Raw genomic sequence first — 19,806 nt, 5'->3', positions numbered from 1 at the left:
ACGGCGTCGGTTTGCGTTGCCGCGGCTCGAACGAGGCGCCGCCGCTCCGGGGGTTATTCGGGTGTCTCGAGCTGGCTCTGGTCGACGACCCGCAGGGTCCGCCGCACCATGCCATCGACGATGGCCGCCGCTTCGCTCGGACGGATATGGATCGTCGTGGATTTCAGCAGCCACGGCAACACCGCCTGATCGAGCCGCTCCTCATAGGCGCGGCGCATCATCTCGAATGCCTGCAGGCCGGGACCCGCCAGGATCACGTGATGCGGGCGCAGCACCGAGATCGTTGCTGCGACAGCCTCGGCCAGCGCGCGGCCGGCCTGCTCGAACAAATGCGCGAGACGCGGATCGCCGCCCGATGCGCGCTCGCGCAGCAGCGCCATCTGAGCTTCGGACGGCTGCTGCGACACGGCCGGCGGCAGGTCGAGAAAGGTGCGCGCGTCGCGGTACAACGCGTAATCGGCAAGATGGGCCTCGATGCAGCCGCGCTGACCGCAGCGGCATTGCGGACCGTTCATCGCCAGCTTGACGTGGCCGATCTCGCTGCCGGCACCGGCGCCCCAGCGCGCTTCACCGTCGATGACGATGCCCATGCCGACGCCATGGCCGACCATGATCGTGGCCGAAAGCCCCTGCGCCAGCGCCGGTTCCGCGGCGGCGAGAGCCACTGCGACCGCGACGGCGTCGTTCGCCATCACGACCTCGACGCCGAAGGCCTGACGGACCGGCGTCGCCAGATCGACGTCGGTGATCGACAGCGCCGGACTCCACAGATGCCGGCCGGTGTCGGCGTTGACGATGCCTTGCAGCGCGATGCCGATTCCCAAGAGCCGATGCCGCGGCGTCGCCGTCGCATCGAGCATGGCTTCGATCTGCGCGATCACGAGATCGCATAGCGCGCCCGCATCGAGCGCGCGCGTGGTGAGTTCAAGCCGCGATTGCGCCACGGCGGCACCGCTGAAATCGGCGATCAGCGTCTCGATCAGATTCATGCGCAACGAGACCGCGATGATGCGGCCGAACTCGGGATTCAGCGTCAGCAACACCGCAGGCCGGCCGCGGCGACGGCCGCTCGACGGGTCCGCATACTCCTCGTCGGTATCGTCGGACCAGGATGTCGCGGCGCCGGTGTCGGCCTCGCACAGCAGCTCCTCGGCCAGCAGTTTCGACGTGATGGCCGAGATGGCCGGGAAGCTCAGCCCCGTGCTGCGTGCAAGCTCGACGCGGGGCAGCGGCCCCTGACGTCGCAAGACTTCGACGAGACGGCCGCGGTTCGATCCGCGAACCAGGCTTGATGCACGTCTCAGCGGTTCGGGCTGGTCATTCATGCGGGGCTTTTTAATTCTGTAGATTAAATTAATCAACGCGTGAGAACACAGCGAACGCGGAAATGTGCCGTCAAGCGCTGCTTCCTCGGACTTTGAAAGCTTACCTGCGCGGGAGGCGGATCGCAAGAAACACCCTTGACTGGACAAAATGTCGCGATAATTTATTCAGCGAGTAAATAAAATAAGGCGGCAAAAAACGCCGTCCATGGATCCCGGGATGCCGGGGCGACGACAGGGGAGGTCCAGATGAAGAACTCGAAGAAATTGCTTGTGCCGCTGCTGGCCGGCACCGCCGTGCTCGTGATGGCGACAGGGCTGGCGCAGGCGCAACAGAAGAAGACCATCGCGCTGGTGACCAATGTCGCAGCCGATTTCTGGACCATCGCCGGCCGCGGACTCGAGAAGGCGCAGAAGGAACATCCGGACTACAAGATCGAGCTGATCGTCACCAACGACGGTACGGCGGCGGGCCAGCGCCGCGAGCTGGACGATTTGCTGGTGCGCGGCGTCGCCGGCATCTCGATCTCGGTGGACGATGCACCCCACGCGACCGAACAGCTCAACAAGGTTGCCGCCAAGACCGTGCTGATCACGACCGACAGCGACGCGCCGCAGAGCAACCGTCTCGCCTATATCGGCACCGACAACGTCGCGGCCGGCCGCCAAGCCGGCGAGGAGATCAAGAAGGCGCTGCCGAACGGCGGCAAGATCGCGCTGTTCGTCGGCACCATGGACGCCGACAACGCCCGCGAGCGCGTGCAGGGCATCAAGGAAGCGATATCAGGCACTAAGGTCGAGCTGGTCGACGTGTTCACCGATCAGGTCGACTTCGCCAAGGCCAAGGCGAACATGGAGAACGTGCTCGTCAAATATCCCGACATCGCGCTGCTGTCCGGGCTGTGGAGCTACGAGACGCCGCTGATCTATGACGCGGTGAAGGCGGCGGGCAAGGCCGGCAAGGTGAAGATCGTCGGCTTCGACGAGGATCAGCGGACGCTGCGCGGCATTGCCGACGGCACCATCGAATCCACCGTCGTGCAGCAGCCCTACGAGTTCGGCTATCTCTCCGCCGTCAACATCATCAAGACGCTGAACGGCGACAAGTCCTGGATCCCCGCGGACAGCAAGCTCATCGTGCCGACCAAGGTGATCAGCAAGACCAACGTCGCGGAGTTCACTGCCCATCTGAAGGACTTGCTGAAGAAGTGACGTCAGTGGGCGTCACGGCCCGGCCGCCACAGGCCGGGCGTTATGCGGGAGGAATCGCCTGATGGCGGAGACGCTGCTGCAGCTCAGCGGAATCAGCAAGACCTATCCGGGTGTCCGGGCCCTCGACGACGTCAACCTGCGGGTCGACCGCGGCGAGGTGCTCGGACTGATCGGCGAGAATGGCGCCGGCAAGTCGACGCTGATGCGCGTGCTCGGCGGCGTGATCGCGCCGAGCGAGGGCGTGATCCGCATCGGCGGCATCGACCACGCGCAGATGACGGTGAGCGAGGCGACGCGGTGCGGCATCGCGTTCGTGCACCAGGAGTTGAACCTGTTCGAGAATCTCGACGTCGCGGCCAATGTCTTCATCGGCCGCGAGCAGCTGACCGGCGGCCCGCTGAAGCTGGTGGACAATGCAAAGATGCGCGCCCGCGTGACACCGCTGCTGGAGCGGCTCGGCGCCGATTTCACGCCGGATACGCTGGTCGACAATTTGTCGATCGCCGAGCGCCAGATGGTGGAGATCGCCAAGGCGCTCTCGATCGATGCGCGCGTGATCATCATGGACGAGCCGACCTCAAGCCTGACGATTTCAGAGACCGAGCGGCTGCTCGAGGTGATCGCCGACCTGAAGGCGCACGGCATCTCGGTGATCTATATCTCGCACCGGCTGGGCGAGATCATGTCTTGCGCCGATCGCGTTGTGGTGCTGCGCGACGGCCGCACCGTGGGTGAGCTGGCGCGGGACGAACTGAGCCATGCCGCAATGATCCGGCTGATGATCGGCCGCGACCTGAAGGCGCTGTATACGCCGCCGAAGCAGCCGCCGCAGCCGGGCGGCTGCGATATTGCCGGCGTCGTGACGACAGCTTTTCCCGACCGGCGGATCGACCTGTCGGTGCGGCGCGGCGAGATCCTCGGCCTCGCCGGGCTGGTCGGCGCCGGCCGCACCTCGCTCGCCCGCGCGATGTTCGGCGTCGATCCGCTGCTCGGCGGCGAGATCAGGATCGACAACACGGCGGTCGAGGTCGCGTCGCCGCGCGATGCGATCCGGCAGGGGATCTACCTGGTGCCGGAGGACCGCAAGAGATCCGGGCTGGTGCTGGAATTGCCGATCCGCGAGAACGTGACGCTCGCGAGCCTGCTGGATTATGCGCGGATGTGGCTGGTCGATGGCGCGGCCGAGCGCAAGATCGCCAAGGATCAGGCGCGCAACCTCTCCATCAAGGCGCCGAGCATCGACACCGAGGCCGTGACGCTGTCCGGCGGCAACCAGCAGAAGGTCGTGCTGGGCAAGTGGCTGTCGATGCAACCGCGCGTGATGTTCTTCGACGAGCCGACCCGCGGCATCGACGTCGGCGCCAAGAGCGAGATCTACGCGCTGATGCGAGAGCTCGCCGATCAGGGCGTCGCGATCGTGATGATCTCGTCCGACATGGAGGAAGTCATCGGCGTCTCCGACCGGGTGGCAGTGATGCATGAGGGGAGTATCAGCGGCATGCTCGAGCGTGCGCAGTTCAGCGAATACAACGTGCTGCGGCTGGCGATGGGCCAGGAGCTGGAAACCCGGGCACCGGAAGCCAAGGAAGCCGCCGCGCCATGATGAAGAAGGAACTCGGCCTGTTGCTGCTGCTCGTGGTGATCTTTGCCATCACCGGCGCGATCAATCCGGCCTTCCTGTCGGTCGTGAACCTCTTGAATCTGGCCAACCTGATCGGCCTGTTCGGCGTGTTCGCGCTCGGCGAGGGACTCGTGATCATCACCGGCGGCATCGATCTTTCGCTTGGCTCGATGTTCGCGCTGCTCGGCGTCATCTTCGTCGACCTCTTGACGACGTATCAGGTTCCCTGGCCGCTCGCGCTGCTGCTGGTGCTGCTGGGCGGGCTGGCGCTGGGCGGCATCCAAGGTTTCCTGATCACGCGGCTGAAGATGCAGCCCTTCATCGTGACGCTGTGCGGGCTGCTGATCTATCGCGGCGCCGCGCGCTACTACACCAGCGATTCGACGCGCGGCTTCGGCTATGGCGACGAGGCCGCCACGCTGAGCAACATCGCCTCCGGCAATGTCGCGGGTATTCCCAACACGTTCATTTTCCTGATCATCCTCGCATTGATCCTCGGCGTGCTGCTGCACCGCTCGGTCTACGGGCGCTGGCTCTATGCCGTGGGCAAGAACGAGGAAGCGGCGCGCTTCTCCGGCATCAACACCAACATCGTGATCGCGACCGCGTACATCATCAGCGGCGGCCTCGCCGGAGTCTCGACCGTGATGTTCGTGTTCTACACCAACTCGGTCTCGCCGAGTTCGTTCGGCAATTTCTACGAGCTCTATGCGATCGCGGCGGCCGTGCTTGGCGGCTGCAGCCTGCGCGGCGGCGAGGGTTCGATCCTCGGCATCGTGCTCGGCACCGCGCTGCTGCAGGTGCTGCAGAATCTCGTGAACATCCTGGGCATCCCCAATTCGCTCAACTTCGCGGTGATGGGGACGGTGATCCTGATCGGCGTGCTGGCGGATCAGCAATTGCAGGCGCGCCGACGGCGCAAGGCGGCGCTGGCCGGCCTCGCCCGCACGGCGCCGAAACCGACACTGGCGCAGGGAAAGCCAACCACAGCACCGCGCGGCGCGGCCGCGTTGTCTGCGGCAACGGACGAACAGACATGACGGCTCCACGCTCCGGTTGACTCACGGCCGCTGCGTCGGCGGTTGAAATCGGTGCGTGCTGAGATGGGGCACGTTCCAGCTCATGGGCTTGGGCGGGAACGTGATGGAAACAGACAAAGCCTGGGGAAGCTGGAAGGACTACGAAAATGTTGCACAGGTCTGTGACCGCCGCACGCATGTGCGGCGTAGGGATCCTATTGTCTTTGTTCAGCAGTGGAGCACATGCAGCCGACCTTCTCACGAAGGCTCCGCCGATCCCGTATACCGAGACCGATGATTTCTGGACGAGGCCATATCTGTTCGGCGATCTCGGCAGGACGCAGTTGAAGGAGCGGGGCATCTCCCTGGCCCTGACGTTGGGCGACGAAGCGGTCGGCAACCTGTCCGGCGGAAACCGGAACACCGCGACACAAGCCGGCCAGTTGTTTTTCCAGGCCAAGTTCGATCTGGCCAAGCTTGCCGGCATCCAGGGGGGCCTGGTCGGCCTCACGCTGGTCGACCGCTTCGGCCACAATCTGAATGACGAAGCCGGCATTCCGGCGTTGCAGCTCACCAACGAAGTGTTCGGCCGCGGCAACATCCTGCGCCTGACCGAGTTCTACTATTCGCAGAAGCTGTTCGACGGTCAGCTCGAACTGAAGGGCGGCCGCTTGCCGGTCGGCTCCGACTTCTTCTTCGGCCTCTGCGAGTTCATCAACCTGACCTTCTGCGGCGGCCAGCCCGGCAATATCCTGGGCGGCTACATCTACAACTGGCCGGTGAGCCAGTGGGGTGGTGTGGTCCACTACAACTTTGCCAAGGGCTTCCAGTTGTCGGTCGGCGTCTACGACGCCAATTCGAACTATCTGACGACAACGGATCCCACGATTTATTTCCTGCCGGGCGTGCCGAACTCGAATCCCGCCGCCGGCGTGCTGGTGCCGGTCGAATTGGTCTGGGCGCCGAGCGGTCCGTTGGACGGCACCTGGAGATTCGGTGGCTGGTATGACAGCGCCTCGTCGATCGACGGCGGCCTGCCGGGCATTCTGGCGCTTATCCCGGGCGGTAACGGGGGCCCGGACCAGAACATCGGAGATCAACGCGGCCGCTACGGCATCTATGAATCGATCCTGCAACGGCTGACCGTCGAAGGGCCGAAAGCGCAAGGCTGGTACACCTTCCTCAATACGACCGTCGCCGATCACCGGACGTCGTACCAGGACTACCAGATCGCGTTTGGCTTCAGGCACACCGGCACCTTCAGCTGGCGTCCCGAGGACGAGGTCGGCTTCGCGGTGGGTACGACCCACGTGAACTCGGCGGCGCTCACTCCGAATGCCGGCGGCAACGAAGTTCCGATCGAAGCCTGGTACGGCTGGCAGGCGACCGGCTGGATGAACCTCAAATTCGATGCCCAGTATGTCATGAATCCGGGCGGGCGCGGGTATAATGCCGCGGGCGTCAAGACGAGCAATGCCTGGGTGCTCGGCATACGCACACTGGTTCACTTCTGATGCGACGGCTGGCTGCCCGGGGCACGGCGATGAACGAGGGCAACGCGAAGGCCGTGAGCATGCCCGCTCACGGCGCGTCCTGCCGATCATCTGAACGAGGATCACGATGGTAACCGCTCACGCTGCCGGTCAGCCAGCCCCGGCTTTGAACCAGCCCGTGCTGGAATTGAAGGGCATCGGCAAGGAGTTCGGCGCCATTCGCGCGCTGCACGGCGTCGACATGCGCATCTTCCCCGGCGAGGTGATCGGCCTGATGGGAGATAACGGCGCCGGCAAGTCGACGCTGGTCAAGATCATCGCCGGCAATTTCCCGCCGAGCCACGGCGAGATCCGCTTTGCCGGCGAGACGGTACATTTCGCCCGTCCGATCGATGCCCGCGCGGTCGGGATCGAAGTGGTCTACCAGGACCTCGCGTTGGCCGACAATCTGACGGCAGCGGCCAATGTCTTCCTCGGCCGCGAGCTCAAGCGCAAGCTCGGTCCGTTCAGCCTGCTCGATCACAAGGCTATGGCAGCGCGCGCGCTGGAGCTGTTCGGAGAGCTGCGCTCGGAGACCCGCCCCGATGATCTGGTCAAGCAGATGTCGGGGGGCCAGCGCCAGGCGGTTGCGATCGCGCGGACGCGGCTCTCCAATGCCAGGCTCGTGATGATGGACGAACCGACGGCAGCGATCTCGGTGCGTCAGGTCGAGCAGGTGCTGGGCCTGATCCATCGCCTGAAGGAGCAGGGCGTTGCCGTGATGCTGATCTCGCACCGCATGCCCGACGTGTTCGCGGTCTGCGACCGCGTCGTCGTGATGCGCCGCGGCGAGAAGCGCGCCGACAAGGCGATCGGCGACACCAGTCCGGAGGAAGTCACGTCCCTGATCACCGGCGCGAAAGAGGCTGCGTGATGACGACGCCCCTCGACTCTCCCATCAGCTTCACCAATGTCGGCAAGGTCAGGTGGTGGCAGAGCGGCTTTTTCGCCTCGCAGACCGGCTACGTCCTGCTGGCGCTGGTGGCGCTGTTCGTGGTGATGCATTTCGCCAGCCCCTATTTCTTCACCCAGGGCAATCTGCAGAATGTGGCGAAGAACTTCTCCTTCATCGCCATCGCCACGCTCGGCGTGACCCTGGTCATTATCACCGGCGGCATCGATCTGTCGGTCGGCTCGATGATGTGCTTTTCCGCGATGGTCACCTCGATGGTGATGACCCAGCTCTCGACGCCGGGCATGCCGGGCGCGGAATGGTTCGTGCATCTGGCCGATGACGGCAAGACCGTGGTCGCCAACGTGCCCGGCCTGATCCTGCTCGTCTCGGTGCTGGCGGGGCTCGGCGTCGCGCTGGTGGTCGGCCTCGTCAACGGCTTCTGCATCGCGGTGCTCGGGCTGTCGCCGTTCGTCACCACGCTCGGCATGCTCTCGATCGTGCGCGGGCTCGGCTATGTCATCTCCAACGGCCGCGGCAGCTTTCCCGGCGGCCCCGACGCCGATTATTTCTATGCGCTGACATCGGGTGTCGTGCTCGGCCTGCCGGCGCCGTTCATCTATCTCGTGGTTCTCGCGCTGGCGATGGCGGTGGTGCTGCATCACACCAGCTTCGGCCGCCATGTGTTTGCGCTCGGCGGCAACGAGAAGGCGGCGGCGCTGACCGGCATTGCGGTGGTGCGGGTGAAGATCGAGGTCTATGTGATCTGCGCGCTCGCGGCGGGTTTGCAGGGCATCATCGTCTCCGGCTGGCTGGGATCGGCGCCGGCTAACATGGCGACGTCCTACGAGCTCAACGTCATCGCTGCCGCGGTGATCGGCGGCGCCAATCTCGCCGGCGGCGTCGGCGGCCCGCTCGGCGCCATCGTCGGCTGCGCGCTGCTCGAGGTGATCCGCAACGGCTTGGTGCTCGCGCAGGTCAACTCCTACTGGCAGCAGGCGCTGGTCGGCGTGATCATCATCGTCGCCGTGCTGGTCGATCGCATCCGCTCGCGCATGGCCTGAACAATTCCTCCGGGAGGATCGCGAAATGATCGCCTATCCGCCTCCCGAAGCCGCTGATGTGAAGGATAGGTGTAAAAATGTGGAGGGAAGCGATGAGGAAGGCACTTCTTGCCGCCATGGCCGTCGCCATGATGGCGACGCCGGGGTTTGCACAGAGCTACAAATTCGTGATCGTGCCCAAGGCGATGAACAATCCGTTCTTCGACTTCGCGCGGGATGGATGCCAGAAGCGCGCCAAGGAGCTCGGCAACATCGAGTGCATCTATAAAGGTCCCGTCGAGCACGAGCCGGCGACGCAGGCGCAGATCATCCAGGATTTCATTACCCAGAAGGTGGATGGGCTGGCGATCTCGGTCGCCGACGTCGCCGCGATGACGCGGTCGATCGATGCGGCACGGGCGGCCGGCATCGCCGTGATCACCTTCGATTCGGACGCCCCCGGCTCGAAGCGGATTGCCTATATCGGCACCGACAACAAGGAGTTCGGCCTCGCGCTCGGCAAGCAGTTGCTGAAGCTGCGGCCCGATGGCGGCAAGTACGCCATGATCTCCGGCGGCCCGGGCGCGGAGAATCTGGCCGAGCGGGTCAACGGCGTGCGCGAAGCGCTCAAGGGCTCGAAGTGGACCGAGATCGCGGGCTCGCCGAGCTTCTGCAACGACGATCCCGCGCTCGGTGTGCAGCAGATGACGGATCTGCGCACCGCAACGCCCGATCTCGCGGCGATCGTCCCGGTCGGCGGCTGGCCGATGTTCGCGCCGGAAGGCTTCAAGGCGTTCGCCAGCAGGAGCAAGAAGGATATCGACGCCGGCAGGTTCACCCTCGTGGTGGCCGATACGCTCAGGATGCAGCTCGAGCTCCTGAACGACGGCTATGCCAATGCGCTGGTCGGCCAGCGTCCGTTCGAGATGGGTGAAAAGGCGATGGAGACGCTCCTTGCCATCAAGAAGGGCGAGAAGGTGCCGGAGATCATCCACACCGGACTCGACATCGTGACGAAGGACAATGTCGCCAAGATGCTAAAATAGGCGGCGAACGCGGGGTCCACGGCGGCGCGCTTCCGCGTCGTAGGGTGGCTTGACATTATGGATCGTTTGCTCCACAAATATGGAGCAAATGATCCATAATGGAGCTTGACGATGGCGAGGCCCCGGGAGTTTGACGAGGTCCAGGTTCTGGAAGCGGCCGGCGCGGTGTTCTGGGCCAAGGGGTTCGAGGCCACCTCGACGCGCGATCTCGTCGAATCGACGGGCCTGACCCAAAGCAGCATCTATGCCGCGTTCGGCGACAAGCGCGGCATCTTCCGGCGCTCCCTGCGCTACTATCTGGACTGCATCCTGCTCGAACGCATCGTGCGGCTGGAAAGCACGAAATCGCCGGGGCAGGCGATCGTTCTGTTCTTTCGCGAGATCGTCGATCGCTCGCTGGCCGATCCGCAGCATCGCGGCTGCATGCTGGTCAATGCCACGCTGGAGGCGACCGCCGACGATCCCGAACTGCAGACCTATCTCGCTGACGAGACGGCGAAGATCGAACAATTCTTCTTTCGTTGCGTTTCCGCGGGGCAGGCCAGCGGCGAGATTACCACGAGCTTCCGTGCCGAGGATCACGCGCGGCATCTGCTGGCCTTGCTACTCGGACTGCGCGTGCTGGCCCGCGTGCGTCCCGATGCCACGCTGCTGAACGGCCTGGTCGGGCCGGGGCTGGCGGCGGTTGGCCTCGCCTGGCCGTCCGGCAAGCGGAGGCCGTCATGATCGATCTGTACTACCGGCCGGCGGTGACGGAGCAGGGCAAGTCGATCCTGTTCGGCCAAACCATTGCGAGCCCGGCCTCCGGCTGAACATCGCAACCAGCCGCTTTCAATCCACCCACGTCTGTCATCGCTGCCGCGCGCCGCCCCCGCTGCGTGCGCGCGGCCTCGCGCCAGGAAGAAGGATCAGTGAAACCATGTTGACCCGACGCATATTCGTCTGCGGTACGCCACTCGTCCTCGCGGGATGCGTGACGCAGGATCGTTCCGGCCTGATGGCGCGCGACGACCACGATCCGCGGCATGCGGCGATCTATGACGCGGTCCCGGGCGAGCGGTTTGCCGTACCCGCCGTCGATCTCAGCCGGATCGATCCAAAATTTTATCGCCGCGAAATTGCCTATCCCACCCGCGAGCCGGTCGGGACGATCGTGGTCGATCCCGCGCAGCGCTTCGCCTATCTCGTTCAGGAGGGCGGACGCGCGATCCGCTATGGCGTCGGTGTCGGCAGGGACGAGGCCTTCAACTTCCGTGGCGCGGCTATCATCGCGCGCAAGGCCGAGTGGCCGCGCTGGGTGCCGACGCCGTCGATGATCAAGCGCGAGCCGAAGCGCTACGGTCCCTATGCGGACGGCATGGATGGCGGCATCCAAAATCCGCTCGGGCCGCGTGCGCTCTATCTCTACGCCAACGGGCAGGACACCTACTACCGGCTGCACGGCACCGTCGAGCCGTGGACAATCGGCACGATGGTCTCGTCGGGCTGCGTGCGCCTGATCAACCAGGACATCATCGATCTCTACCGCCGCGTTCCCGTCGGCACCAAGGTCGTGGTGCTTCCCGCGCATGGCGACGTCGCATAGCGCCACGCCGCTCCGGGCATGGCGAGGTCGTCGATGCCCAATTCCTCCTCATCAATCGAGCAACAACTCATGTCCCATCGTTCGCAGAGCCTTTCGCCGGCACAGATCGACCGCGTCCTGGTCTGGCGCCATATCTTTGCCGGGCTGTGCGCCAGCCTCGTGAGCATCGGGTTGGCACGCTTCGCCTTCACGCCGCTGATTCCCGAATTGATCAAGGCGCAATGGTTCTCGGCTTCGGCCGTCATCTATCTCGGCGCCGCCAATCTGGCGGGCTATCTGGGCGGCGCCCTCATTGGGCGGCTGCTGGCGATGCGTCTGTCGAGAGAGCATACGCTGCGGCTGATGATGCTGATCATCACCGCTGCGTTCTTTGCCTGCGCAACGCCGCTGTCGTTCGTCTGGTATTTCGGCTGGCGGCTGCTGTCGGGCGTCGCCGGCGGCGTCGTGATGGTGCTGGTCACCGGCACGATACTGCCGCATGTGCCGAAGGCGCGCAGAGGCATTGCCGGCGGCGCGATCTTCCTTGGCCTCGGTCTCGGCATCGCCGGCTCGGGCACCATCGTGCCGCTGCTGCTCAATCTCGGCTTGAGCCAGACCTGGCTGGGGCTTGGTGTGTTCTCCGCGATCCTGACGGCGGCAAGCTGGTTCGCCTGGCCCGCATCCGGTCTTGATTCCGGCACCGAGACCGACCCATCCGCGTCCGCGGCGGAGCATTGGCATGCCGGCCCGCGCATCGGTGTTCTCTATGCGCAGTATGCGCTGATGGCGACCGCCGCCGTGCCGCCGATGGTGTTCCTGGTCGATTTCATCGCGCGCGGACTCGGCGACGGCATTCACGCCGGAGCCATGTTTTGGATCTGGTACGGCTTGGGCGCGATCGCCGGCCCGCCGTTGTACGGCTTCCTTGCCGACCGTGTCGGTCCGCGCCCGACGGTGCGGCTAGTGGCGGCCGTCCAGGCTGCGGCGCTGCTCGGCCTCTATGCGACGGACAACCGGCCGGCGCTCGTCTTGCTCACCGTCATTATCGGTACCTTTGCCCCCGGCATCGTTCCGCTCGCCTTGGCACGGGTCCGCGAGTCGATCCCGCACAGCACGCACCGGCAGAACGTCGTATGGAGCCGGGCCACCATCCTGTCGGCAGCCGCGATGGCGGTCGCGGGCTCACTGTTCTCGGCGCTGCTCAATATCAGCGGCGGCAATCACCGCATGCTGTTTCTCACCGCCGCCGGGTTGCTGCTGTTGGTGCTGCTGGGCGAGATGGTCCCTGGGCCGCGCATCGGGAACATCAAGCGGATGCAGGCGATATGAAACCGGACTGTGGAGCACGTCGGCGACGCGCGCGTCAGCTGCGCGCCTGGCGGAGCAGCGGCTCGCGGGCGTGCTCCCTCGAACGCAGCAGCGCGTCGACGAAGATCGGCTCCCATGAGCGGATGTGCGTCTTGAGCAGGGCGGTCAGGGCCGCGGTCTCGCCGGCGAGGGCGAGCTCGATCAGCCGATAGTGTTCGGGGACGGAGGCCTGTTGCCGTTCGAGGCCCGCGCGCGAGCGGATGCCGTAGAGCCGCATCTTGTCGCGCAGGCCCATCACCGTATCGGTGAGCAGGTCGTTGCCGGCGGCAGCGATAAAGTCGCGATGATAGTTGCGGTCGGCTTCCAGATAGAGCTGCACGTCGTCGGTCTCGACGGCCTTCGCGATCTGGTCGGCGCATTCACGCACTGTCGGCAAATCCCGCGGCGGATTGGCGGCGACCAGCACCGCGGCGTGCAGCTCCAGCACCTCGCGCATGTCGAAGAGATTGCGCAGCTCGGTCAGCGTCGGCTCCACCACCTTGAAACCACGGTTGCGCATCGGCTCGACCAGGCCGCCGCGGCTGAGCTCGAGCAGCGCCTCGCGCACCGGTGTCGAGGAGACGCCGAGACTCGCGGCGAGGCTCGGCACCGAATACATCGTGCCCGGCAGGCTCTGCCCGGAAATGATCTCGGCGCGCACGCGCTGCAGCACCTGTTCTCGCAAATTCTGGTCCATGGGTGGTCGCAGGCCGCCTCTCGCCGGGGACTCCGATTCGTCCCCTGATTATTACTTAGCCTTGACGCGAGCAGTAGCGTATGACGTAAATGTGTAACGCATTACTAAAGTGCATCACTTTTGCTCCTTGGACGGTGAGATCGAGGTGAAACAGCGGCTTCCGGGCTATTGCACGCTTTGCCGCTCGCGCTGTGGGGCCGTCAGCGTCGTGGAGGGCGGCCGCCTCGTCGGAGTGGAGGTATTGAATAACCATCCGACCGGTGGCGCGCTCTGCGCCAAGGGACGCGCGGCGCCGGAGATCGTCGCCAGCCCGCGCCGCCTGACCGTGCCGCTCAAGCGCACCCGGCCGCGCGATGCCGCGGATCCGGGCTGGGTCGAGGTCACCTGGGACGAGGCACTGACCGAGATCGCCGCGCGGCTCGCTACGATCCGCAGCGAAAGCGGCGCCGAGGCGGTCGCCTTCGCGGTGACGACGCCGAGCGGCACCCCGATGGTCGACAGCTTCGAATGGGTCGAGCGTTTCATCCGCGGCTTCGGCAGCCCGAACCTGATCTATGCGGTCGAGATTTGCGGCTGGCACAAGGACTATGCTCACGCGCTGACCTTCGGTCGCGGCATCGGCTTTCCCGATTACGACAATGCCGACGCGATCGTGCTGTGGGGCCACAATCCGGCACGCACCTGGCTCGCGCAGGCGACGCGCGTGGCCGATGCGCGGCGGCGCGGCGCCAAGGTCGTGGTCGTCGATCCCAAGCCGAACGGATCGGGACAGCAGGCCGATCTGTGGCTGCGCATCCGCCCCGGCGCCGATGGTGCGCTCGCGCTGGGCGCGATCCGTCACCTGATCGAGACCGGCACCTTTGACGCGGATTTTGTCGATGCGTGGACCAACGGATCGCTGCTGGTCGACCGCACCACCGGACGTTTCCTGCGCGCGGACGCTCTGTGGTCTGATGGTGCGAAGGAAGTTTTCGTTCGCCTCAATGCCTCTGGTGCGCCGGTGCCCTGCGATACGCGCAGCGCGCCCGTGGGCGGCCAACTGCGCGGGGCGCTGACGATGCGCGCGCGCGACGGCCGGCAGATTTCGGCGGCAACGGCGTTCGAGCTGTTGGTCGAGCGCGTCGCAGCCTATACGCCTACGCGTGTTGCGGAGCTGACCTGGCTCGACATCGGCGAGGTCGAAGCCTTCAACGCGCTGTTCGCGGGCCGGCCGCGGCTCGCCTATCACTCCTGGACCGGCGTCGGCCAGCACACCAATGCGACAGCGATCGAGCGCGCGATCGCAACGCTCTACGCGCTGACCGGCGCCTGCGACCGGCCCGGCGGCAATCGCTGGCCGGTGCCGCCGCCGACCCGCGTCCTCAACGACTACAACATCCTGCCGCCGGAGCAGCAGGCGAAGGCGCTCGGCATCGCCGAGCTGCCGCTCGGCCCGCCCGCAAAGGGCTGGATCACCGCACGCGACTTCAGCCGGGCGGTGCTCGAGGGCGAGCCCTACCGGGTGCGCGCATTGGTCGGCTTCGGCACCAATTTCGTCGTCTCGCAGGGCCATTCCGAGCGCAACCGTGCGGCGCTGAACGCACTCGAATTCCAGGTTCATGTCGACATGTTCATGAACCCGACCGCGGAGAGTGCCGACTTCGTGCTGCCGGCCAGCACGCCATGGGAGCGCGATGCGCTCAAGATCGGCTTCGAGATCACCCAGCAAGCGGTGGAGACCGTGCAGTTTCGTCCGCGCATGGTCGAGCCGGCCGGCGCGGTCAAGGCCGATTACGAGATCGCGGCGGCGCTCGCGCTGAAGCTCGGCATGGACGAATTGTTCTTCGGCGGCGATATCAAGGCGGGCTGGAACTATCAGCTGGCGCCGCTCGGCATCGACGTCGATGAGCTGCGCGTCCACCCTGAAGGGCGGCGCTTCCCGCAAAGCTTCCGGGACGAGAAATACGCCATCATGCGCGAGGACGGCACTGTGGCCGGCTTCGCGACGCCGACGCGGCGCGTCGAGCTCTATTCGGAGCTGATGCTGGGGCACGGCTACGATCCGTTGCCCAGCCATGTCGAGCCCGATGGCAGCCCGCTGTCGGCAGCGGCGGACGAGCGCTTTCCGCTCGTGCTCTCCACCGCCAAGAGCGGGTGGTTCATTCACTCCTCATACCGGCACGTCGCCTCGTTGCGGCGCAAGTCGCCGGACCCGGCCGTCGAGATCAGCCCGCGGCTCGCCGCCCAGCGCGGCCTCGTGGAAGGCGACTGGGCCGTGGTGGAGACGCGCGGCGGCGCCGTGCGCCTGAAAGTGCGTCTCAATGCGGCGCTCGACGCGCGCGTCGTCGTCGCCGAATTCGGCTGGTGGGAGGATTGTCCGCCGCTCGGCCGCGATCGCTCCGCGACGTCTGGCGTCCGCACCCGCAACATCAACGCCGTGCTGCACGACGACGCGCGCGATCCGGTCTCGGGTTCGGTCCCGCTGCGGGCGATCGTCTGCGACATCAGGCGCGATGCGGAAGCGAGCCGCGGCGTCTGGAGCGGCCGGCGCCGGTTCGTCGTCAGCGCACGGCACGCCGAGGCCGACAATGTCGTCGCGCTCAGCCTGCGGCCGCAGGACGGCGGGCCGCTGCCCGACTTCCTGCCGGGACAGCACGTCCTGGCGTCGCTGCCTGGTGCTGCCGAGGCGCGGGCCTATTCGCTGACCGGATCGGGCGATGCGCCGGGCACGCTGTCGATCGCCGTGAAAGGGCGCTTCTTCGATGAAGCGCGCCATGCCGACGCGCCGTTCTTCATGCCGGATCGTCTGCACGGCCTTGCCGCCGGCGATGAGGTCCTGCTGGAGCCGCCAGGTGGCATCTTCACGCCGCCGCTGAAGGGCACGCGGCCGCTGGTCTTCCTCGCGGCCGGCATCGGCATCACGCCCTTCATGAGTCATCTCGAGACGCTGCAACGCTTCCCGGCGCAGGGGCGCGTTCCCGAAATCCTGCTGCTGCACGGTTGCCGCAGCAGCCGCGAGCATCCCTTCGCAGGGCGGCTCGCCGAGCTGGAGGCCGTCACTCCCGAGCTGAAGCGCGTGACATTCTACTCCGCGCCGCTGCAGCATGATCCGGTCGGTCGCGGCGCGCTGCGCAAGGGACGACTTGATCCTGCGCTGGTCAGCGCGCTCGTGACGCATCGTCCGCTGCTCTACATCTGCGGCTCGCCGGATTTCGTCGCGACGCAGATCGAGGCCATGACGGCGCTCGGCGTGCCGCGCTTCGACATTTTCGCGGAAAGCTTTGTCTCACCGCCCGCGGTGCCGAGTGATCTCGCGCCGCGTACCATCCGGCTTGCCAACAGCGCGCAAAGCTTCTCCTGGCGACCGGAGCAGGGAACGCTGCTCGACGCCGCCAGCGCGGCCGGCGTCGCGCTGCCGAGCGGCTGCCGGGTCGGGCAATGCGAAAGCTGCGCGGTTGCGGTCGTCGACGGCGAGTTCACCCATCTCGGTCCCGTCGACGGCAGCGAGGGACAGTGCCTCGCCTGCCAGGCGGTGCCGCTGACCGACCTCACGCTCGCGCTCTGACCATCACCACGGCACCGAAGGCTGTCACCGCATCACCAGAAGGGGGACCAATGACGAATGCAACGCACGATCAGACCATGAACCTGCGAAAACCCGCCGCGGACAATATCATGGCGCGGTTCTCGCAAGCGCTGGTGGCCTTTGCCGAGCGCTGGTTTCCGGATGCTTACGTTTTCGTCCTGATCGCGGTGATCGCCGTCGCGGCCGGCGCGATGCTGCATGGCGGCTCGCCGCTCGCCGTCAGCCGCGCGTTCGGCGACGGCTTCTGGAACCTGATTCCCTTCACGATGCAGATGGCGCTGGTCGCGATCGGCGGTTATGTCGTGGCGATGTCGCCGCCGGTGGCAGCATTGCTGGCGCGGCTGGCCAGCGTGCCGAAGACCGGCCGCGGCGCGGTGGTCTTCGTCGGCGTGCTCAGCATCGCGCTTTCGCTGCTGAACTGGGGGCTCAGCCTGATCTTCTCGGGCCTGCTGGTGCGCGAGATCGCAAGGCGCTCCGACATCCGCCTCGACTACAGGGCGGCCGGCGCCGCCGGCTATCTCGGCCTCGGCTGCGGTTTCACGCTCGGCATCACCTCCTCGGCGGCGCAGTTGCAGGCCAATGCCGGCAGCATTCCGGCCTCGCTGCTGCCGATCACCGGTGTCATCGGCTTCTCGGAGACCATCCTGACCTGGCAGAACATGGCCACCGTCGTGCTGGTGACGGTGGTCTCCGCCGCCATCTGCTATTTCACCACGCCGGCGCCCGAGCAGGCGAAGACGGCCGAGGATCTCGGCGTCGCGCTCGGCGACGACCGCATCGAGGCCAGGAAGCCGGCCCGTCCGGGCGACTGGCTCGAGTTCAGCCCGCTGCTGACGATCCTGATCGCGCTGCTGGCGGCCGGCTGGCTGTGGCAGACATTTCAGTCCGGCAATCCGCTGATCACCCTGTCCGGGCTCAACACCTACAATTTCGTCTTCCTGATTCTCGGCATCGTGCTGCACTGGCGTCCGCGCAGCCTGATCGAGTCGTTCTCAAAGGCGATGCCGAGCGTCTCCGGCGTGCTGTTGCAGTTTCCGTTCTACGCCGGTATCGCGCAGATCCTCACCAAAGTCCCGAACAGCAGCGGCACGACGCTGTCGGACACCATCGCGCACTGGTTCGTCGGCGCCTCCAGCAATTCCACCGTGTTCTCGTTCCTGGTCGGAATCTATTCGGCGCTGCTCGGCTTCTTCGTGCCGTCGGCTGGCGGCAAGTGGATCATCGAGGCGCCCTACATCATGAAGGCCGCCAACGATATCGGCGCGCATCTCGGCTGGACCGTCATGGTCTACAACATCGCCGAGACGCTGCCGAACTTCATCAACCCGTTCTGGATGCTGCCGCTGCTCGGCATTCTCGGCCTGAAGTCGAAGGACCTGATCGGCTACACCTCGGTGCAGTTCTTCATTCACTTCCCGATCGTGATGCTGCTGGCCGCGATTCTGATGGCGACCTTCACCTATCATCCGCCGATCATGCCCTGATCGAGGGCGCGGCCGCACGCCTTCCAGCGTCCGGCCGCAGATATTACCTCACCTCGAAAGCGGCCGCATGCCTGCCGTGGCGCGGGACGCATGGACTCGCGCCGTGGAATGGACGCATATCTCCCGATCAGATGCATTCGTCTCGCCGGAGCAGGCCGAGGCATGAATGGCGAAACCGGAGAATGAGCGTGATGATCGAGACTCAAGGCGCGAAGCAGGGCGGAGAGCCCGTCCGCAACGATTGGAGCCGCGCCGAGGCGGAAGCCCTGTACGACCTGCCGTTCTCCGATCTGGTGTTCCGCGCGCAAACCGTCCATCGCGCCCATTTCGATCCGAACCATGTCGAGACCGCGAGCCTGCTCAGCATCAAGACCGGCGGCTGCCCGGAGGATTGCGGCTATTGCTCGCAAAGCGCGCACTACGACACCGGCCTGAAGGCGACGCGCCTGATGGACAAGCAGGACGTGATCGCGACCGCGCAGCGCGCGAAGGCGGCGGGCGCCGAGCGCTTCTGCATGGCGGCGGCATGGCGCAATCCGAAAGACCGCGATCTCGATCAGGTCTGCGAGATGGTCAGCGCCGTGAAGGGCCTCGGCATGGAGACCTGCGTCACGCTGGGCATGCTGACGCCAGCGCAGGCTGGCCGGCTGCGTGATGCCGGACTCGATTTCTACAATCACAACGTCGACACCTCGCCGGACTATTACGACCAGATCATCACCACGCGCACGCTGCAGGATCGCATCGACACGCTGGGCCATGTGCGCGAGGCCGGCATCAAGGTGTGCTGCGGCGGCATCATCGGAATGGGCGAGCAGGTCACCGACCGGCTCGGCATGCTGGTGCTGCTCGCCAACATGGCGACCCATCCGGAAAGCGTTCCGATCAATCTCTGGAACCAGGTCAAGGGCGTGCCGGTGAACGACACCGCCGAGCGGCCAGATCCGATCGGGGTGGCGCGGCTCGTCGCGGTCGCCCGCATCATGATGCCGCAAAGCGTGGTGCGGCTGTCTGCCGGGCGGCAATACATGACCGACGAATTGCAGGCGCTCTGCTTCCTCGCCGGGGCGAATTCGATCTTCATCGGCGACGTGCTGCTAACCACGCGCAACCCGCAGCGCGACCGCGACGCCGATCTGCTCGACCGTCTCGGTATCAAGTCGGGCCTGGAGCGGACAGTGCAGGCTGACGCAGAGCTCGTCGCTCGAGCTGGATAAGCTTGCGTTGAAGTGAGACGAGCTCCGCTTCGCCTCGCCCCGCCTGCGCGAGGAGGCCGGAACGCATCGCAGATCCGTTCCGGGTGAGGGCAGGGCAATCGCATGTGAGGCGCGTAAGCTGGTTCACTTCGCCTCTCCCGCTTGCGGGGGAGGCCGACGCGCATCGTGAGATGCGTGGCGGGTGGGGTGTATCCACGGTGGGATTCTCTATCCGGAGACACCCACCCCGCCCTCCCCCGCAAGCG

15 protein-coding genes are annotated in these 19,806 nt (G+C 65.8%); 13 read left to right on the top strand and 2 right to left on the bottom strand.

Features of this window, described 5'->3' with window-relative positions; all coding sequences use genetic code 11:
• Window positions 1–53: 53 nt before the first annotated feature.
• Window positions 54–1,325, bottom strand: coding sequence for an ROK family protein (locus J6500_RS08920; protein ID WP_225712328.1), 1,272 nt, complete (start codon window positions 1,323–1,325; stop codon window positions 54–56).
• A 246-nt stretch (window positions 1,326–1,571) separates the two neighbouring features.
• On the opposite strand from J6500_RS08920, the gene J6500_RS08915 reads away from it, so the two are divergent.
• The 10 genes from J6500_RS08915 to J6500_RS08870 all read left to right on the top strand — a co-directional run bounded on the left by J6500_RS08915 (window position 1,572) and on the right by J6500_RS08870 (window position 12,580).
• On the top strand, window positions 1,572–2,534 hold the full coding sequence (locus tag J6500_RS08915) for a sugar-binding protein (protein WP_225712327.1): 963 nt from the start codon (window positions 1,572–1,574) through the stop codon (window positions 2,532–2,534).
• Between the two features lie 61 nt (window positions 2,535–2,595).
• The gene (locus J6500_RS08910; protein WP_225712326.1) at window positions 2,596–4,137 is read left to right on the top strand and encodes a sugar ABC transporter ATP-binding protein; all 1,542 of its coding nucleotides are present in this window, start codon (window positions 2,596–2,598) and stop codon (window positions 4,135–4,137) included.
• Window positions 4,134–5,195: an ABC transporter permease gene (locus J6500_RS08905; protein ID WP_225712325.1), complete on the top strand. Its 1,062-nt coding sequence runs from the start codon at window positions 4,134–4,136 to the stop codon at window positions 5,193–5,195. The genes J6500_RS08910 and J6500_RS08905 overlap by 4 nt, the downstream gene beginning before the upstream one ends.
• 146 nt (window positions 5,196–5,341) lie before the next feature.
• Window positions 5,342–6,688: a carbohydrate porin gene (locus J6500_RS08900; RefSeq protein WP_225712324.1), complete on the top strand. Its 1,347-nt coding sequence runs from the start codon at window positions 5,342–5,344 to the stop codon at window positions 6,686–6,688.
• Between the two features lie 106 nt (window positions 6,689–6,794).
• Window positions 6,795–7,580, top strand: a complete 786-nt coding sequence (locus J6500_RS08895; RefSeq protein ID WP_225712323.1) for an ATP-binding cassette domain-containing protein — start codon at window positions 6,795–6,797, stop codon at window positions 7,578–7,580.
• Window positions 7,580–8,662, top strand: a complete 1,083-nt coding sequence (locus J6500_RS08890) for an ABC transporter permease (protein ID WP_225712322.1) — start codon at window positions 7,580–7,582, stop codon at window positions 8,660–8,662. Before J6500_RS08895 ends, J6500_RS08890 begins: the two co-directional genes overlap by 1 nt.
• Window positions 8,663–8,754: 92 nt before the next feature.
• Complete coding sequence (locus tag J6500_RS08885) at window positions 8,755–9,687, top strand: sugar-binding protein (RefSeq protein WP_225712321.1); 933 nt, start codon at window positions 8,755–8,757, stop codon at window positions 9,685–9,687.
• Between the two features lie 111 nt (window positions 9,688–9,798).
• A complete protein-coding gene (locus J6500_RS08880; RefSeq protein WP_225712320.1) occupies window positions 9,799–10,413 on the top strand; it encodes a TetR/AcrR family transcriptional regulator in 615 nt (204 codons plus the stop codon).
• Between the two features lie 247 nt (window positions 10,414–10,660).
• Complete coding sequence (locus J6500_RS08875; protein WP_376707775.1) at window positions 10,661–11,272, top strand: L,D-transpeptidase; 612 nt, start codon at window positions 10,661–10,663, stop codon at window positions 11,270–11,272.
• Window positions 11,273–11,341: 69 nt separating this feature from the next.
• A complete protein-coding gene (locus tag J6500_RS08870) occupies window positions 11,342–12,580 on the top strand; it encodes a YbfB/YjiJ family MFS transporter (RefSeq protein ID WP_225712318.1) in 1,239 nt (412 codons plus the stop codon).
• 34 nt (window positions 12,581–12,614) lie between these two features.
• On the opposite strand, the gene J6500_RS08865 is transcribed toward J6500_RS08870, so the two are convergent.
• Entirely contained in the window at window positions 12,615–13,295 is a 681-nt protein-coding gene (locus tag J6500_RS08865; RefSeq protein WP_225712317.1) for a GntR family transcriptional regulator, read from the bottom strand.
• 109 nt (window positions 13,296–13,404) lie between these two features.
• Between J6500_RS08865 and J6500_RS08860 the strand changes: the two genes are divergently transcribed.
• The 3 genes from J6500_RS08860 (at window position 13,405) to bioB (ending at window position 19,561) form a co-directional block, all read left to right on the top strand.
• Window positions 13,405–16,839 carry a molybdopterin-dependent oxidoreductase gene (locus J6500_RS08860; protein ID WP_312018208.1) on the top strand — a complete coding sequence of 1,145 codons (3,435 nt, stop codon included), beginning with the start codon at window positions 13,405–13,407 and terminating at the stop codon, window positions 16,837–16,839.
• Window positions 16,840–16,889: 50 nt separating this feature from the next.
• A complete protein-coding gene (locus tag J6500_RS08855) occupies window positions 16,890–18,344 on the top strand; it encodes a short-chain fatty acid transporter (protein ID WP_225712315.1) in 1,455 nt (484 codons plus the stop codon).
• 191 nt (window positions 18,345–18,535) lie between these two features.
• Entirely contained in the window at window positions 18,536–19,561 is a 1,026-nt protein-coding gene (gene bioB, locus J6500_RS08850; RefSeq protein ID WP_225712314.1) for a biotin synthase BioB, read from the top strand.
• Window positions 19,562–19,806: the final 245 nt, after the last annotated feature.

The organism is Bradyrhizobium semiaridum, from assembly GCF_020329505.1.
Taxonomy (GTDB): Bacteria; Pseudomonadota; Alphaproteobacteria; order Rhizobiales; family Xanthobacteraceae; genus Bradyrhizobium; species Bradyrhizobium semiaridum.
Note: the sequence above shows the minus strand (reverse complement) of the source record. Positions and strands in the feature narration are given on the sequence as shown.

Bases quoted from the DNA above. Each gene is read 5' to 3' on its own strand.
- J6500_RS08920 (WP_225712328.1), bottom strand. From the start codon at position 1,325: ATGAATGACCAGCCCGAACCGCTGAGACGTGCATCAAGCCTGGTTCGC.
- J6500_RS08915 (WP_225712327.1), top strand. From the start codon at position 1,572: ATGAAGAACTCGAAGAAATTGCTTGTGCCGCTGCTGGCCGGCACCGCC.
- J6500_RS08910 (WP_225712326.1), top strand. From the start codon at position 2,596: ATGGCGGAGACGCTGCTGCAGCTCAGCGGAATCAGCAAGACCTATCCG.
- J6500_RS08905 (WP_225712325.1), top strand. From the start codon at position 4,134: ATGATGAAGAAGGAACTCGGCCTGTTGCTGCTGCTCGTGGTGATCTTT.
- J6500_RS08900 (WP_225712324.1), top strand. From the start codon at position 5,342: ATGTTGCACAGGTCTGTGACCGCCGCACGCATGTGCGGCGTAGGGATC.
- J6500_RS08895 (WP_225712323.1), top strand. From the start codon at position 6,795: ATGGTAACCGCTCACGCTGCCGGTCAGCCAGCCCCGGCTTTGAACCAG.
- J6500_RS08890 (WP_225712322.1), top strand. From the start codon at position 7,580: ATGACGACGCCCCTCGACTCTCCCATCAGCTTCACCAATGTCGGCAAG.
- J6500_RS08885 (WP_225712321.1), top strand. From the start codon at position 8,755: ATGAGGAAGGCACTTCTTGCCGCCATGGCCGTCGCCATGATGGCGACG.
- J6500_RS08880 (WP_225712320.1), top strand. From the start codon at position 9,799: ATGGCGAGGCCCCGGGAGTTTGACGAGGTCCAGGTTCTGGAAGCGGCC.
- J6500_RS08870 (WP_225712318.1), top strand. From the start codon at position 11,342: ATGTCCCATCGTTCGCAGAGCCTTTCGCCGGCACAGATCGACCGCGTC.
- J6500_RS08865 (WP_225712317.1), bottom strand. From the start codon at position 13,295: ATGGACCAGAATTTGCGAGAACAGGTGCTGCAGCGCGTGCGCGCCGAG.
- J6500_RS08855 (WP_225712315.1), top strand. From the start codon at position 16,890: ATGACGAATGCAACGCACGATCAGACCATGAACCTGCGAAAACCCGCC.
- bioB (WP_225712314.1), top strand. From the start codon at position 18,536: ATGATCGAGACTCAAGGCGCGAAGCAGGGCGGAGAGCCCGTCCGCAAC.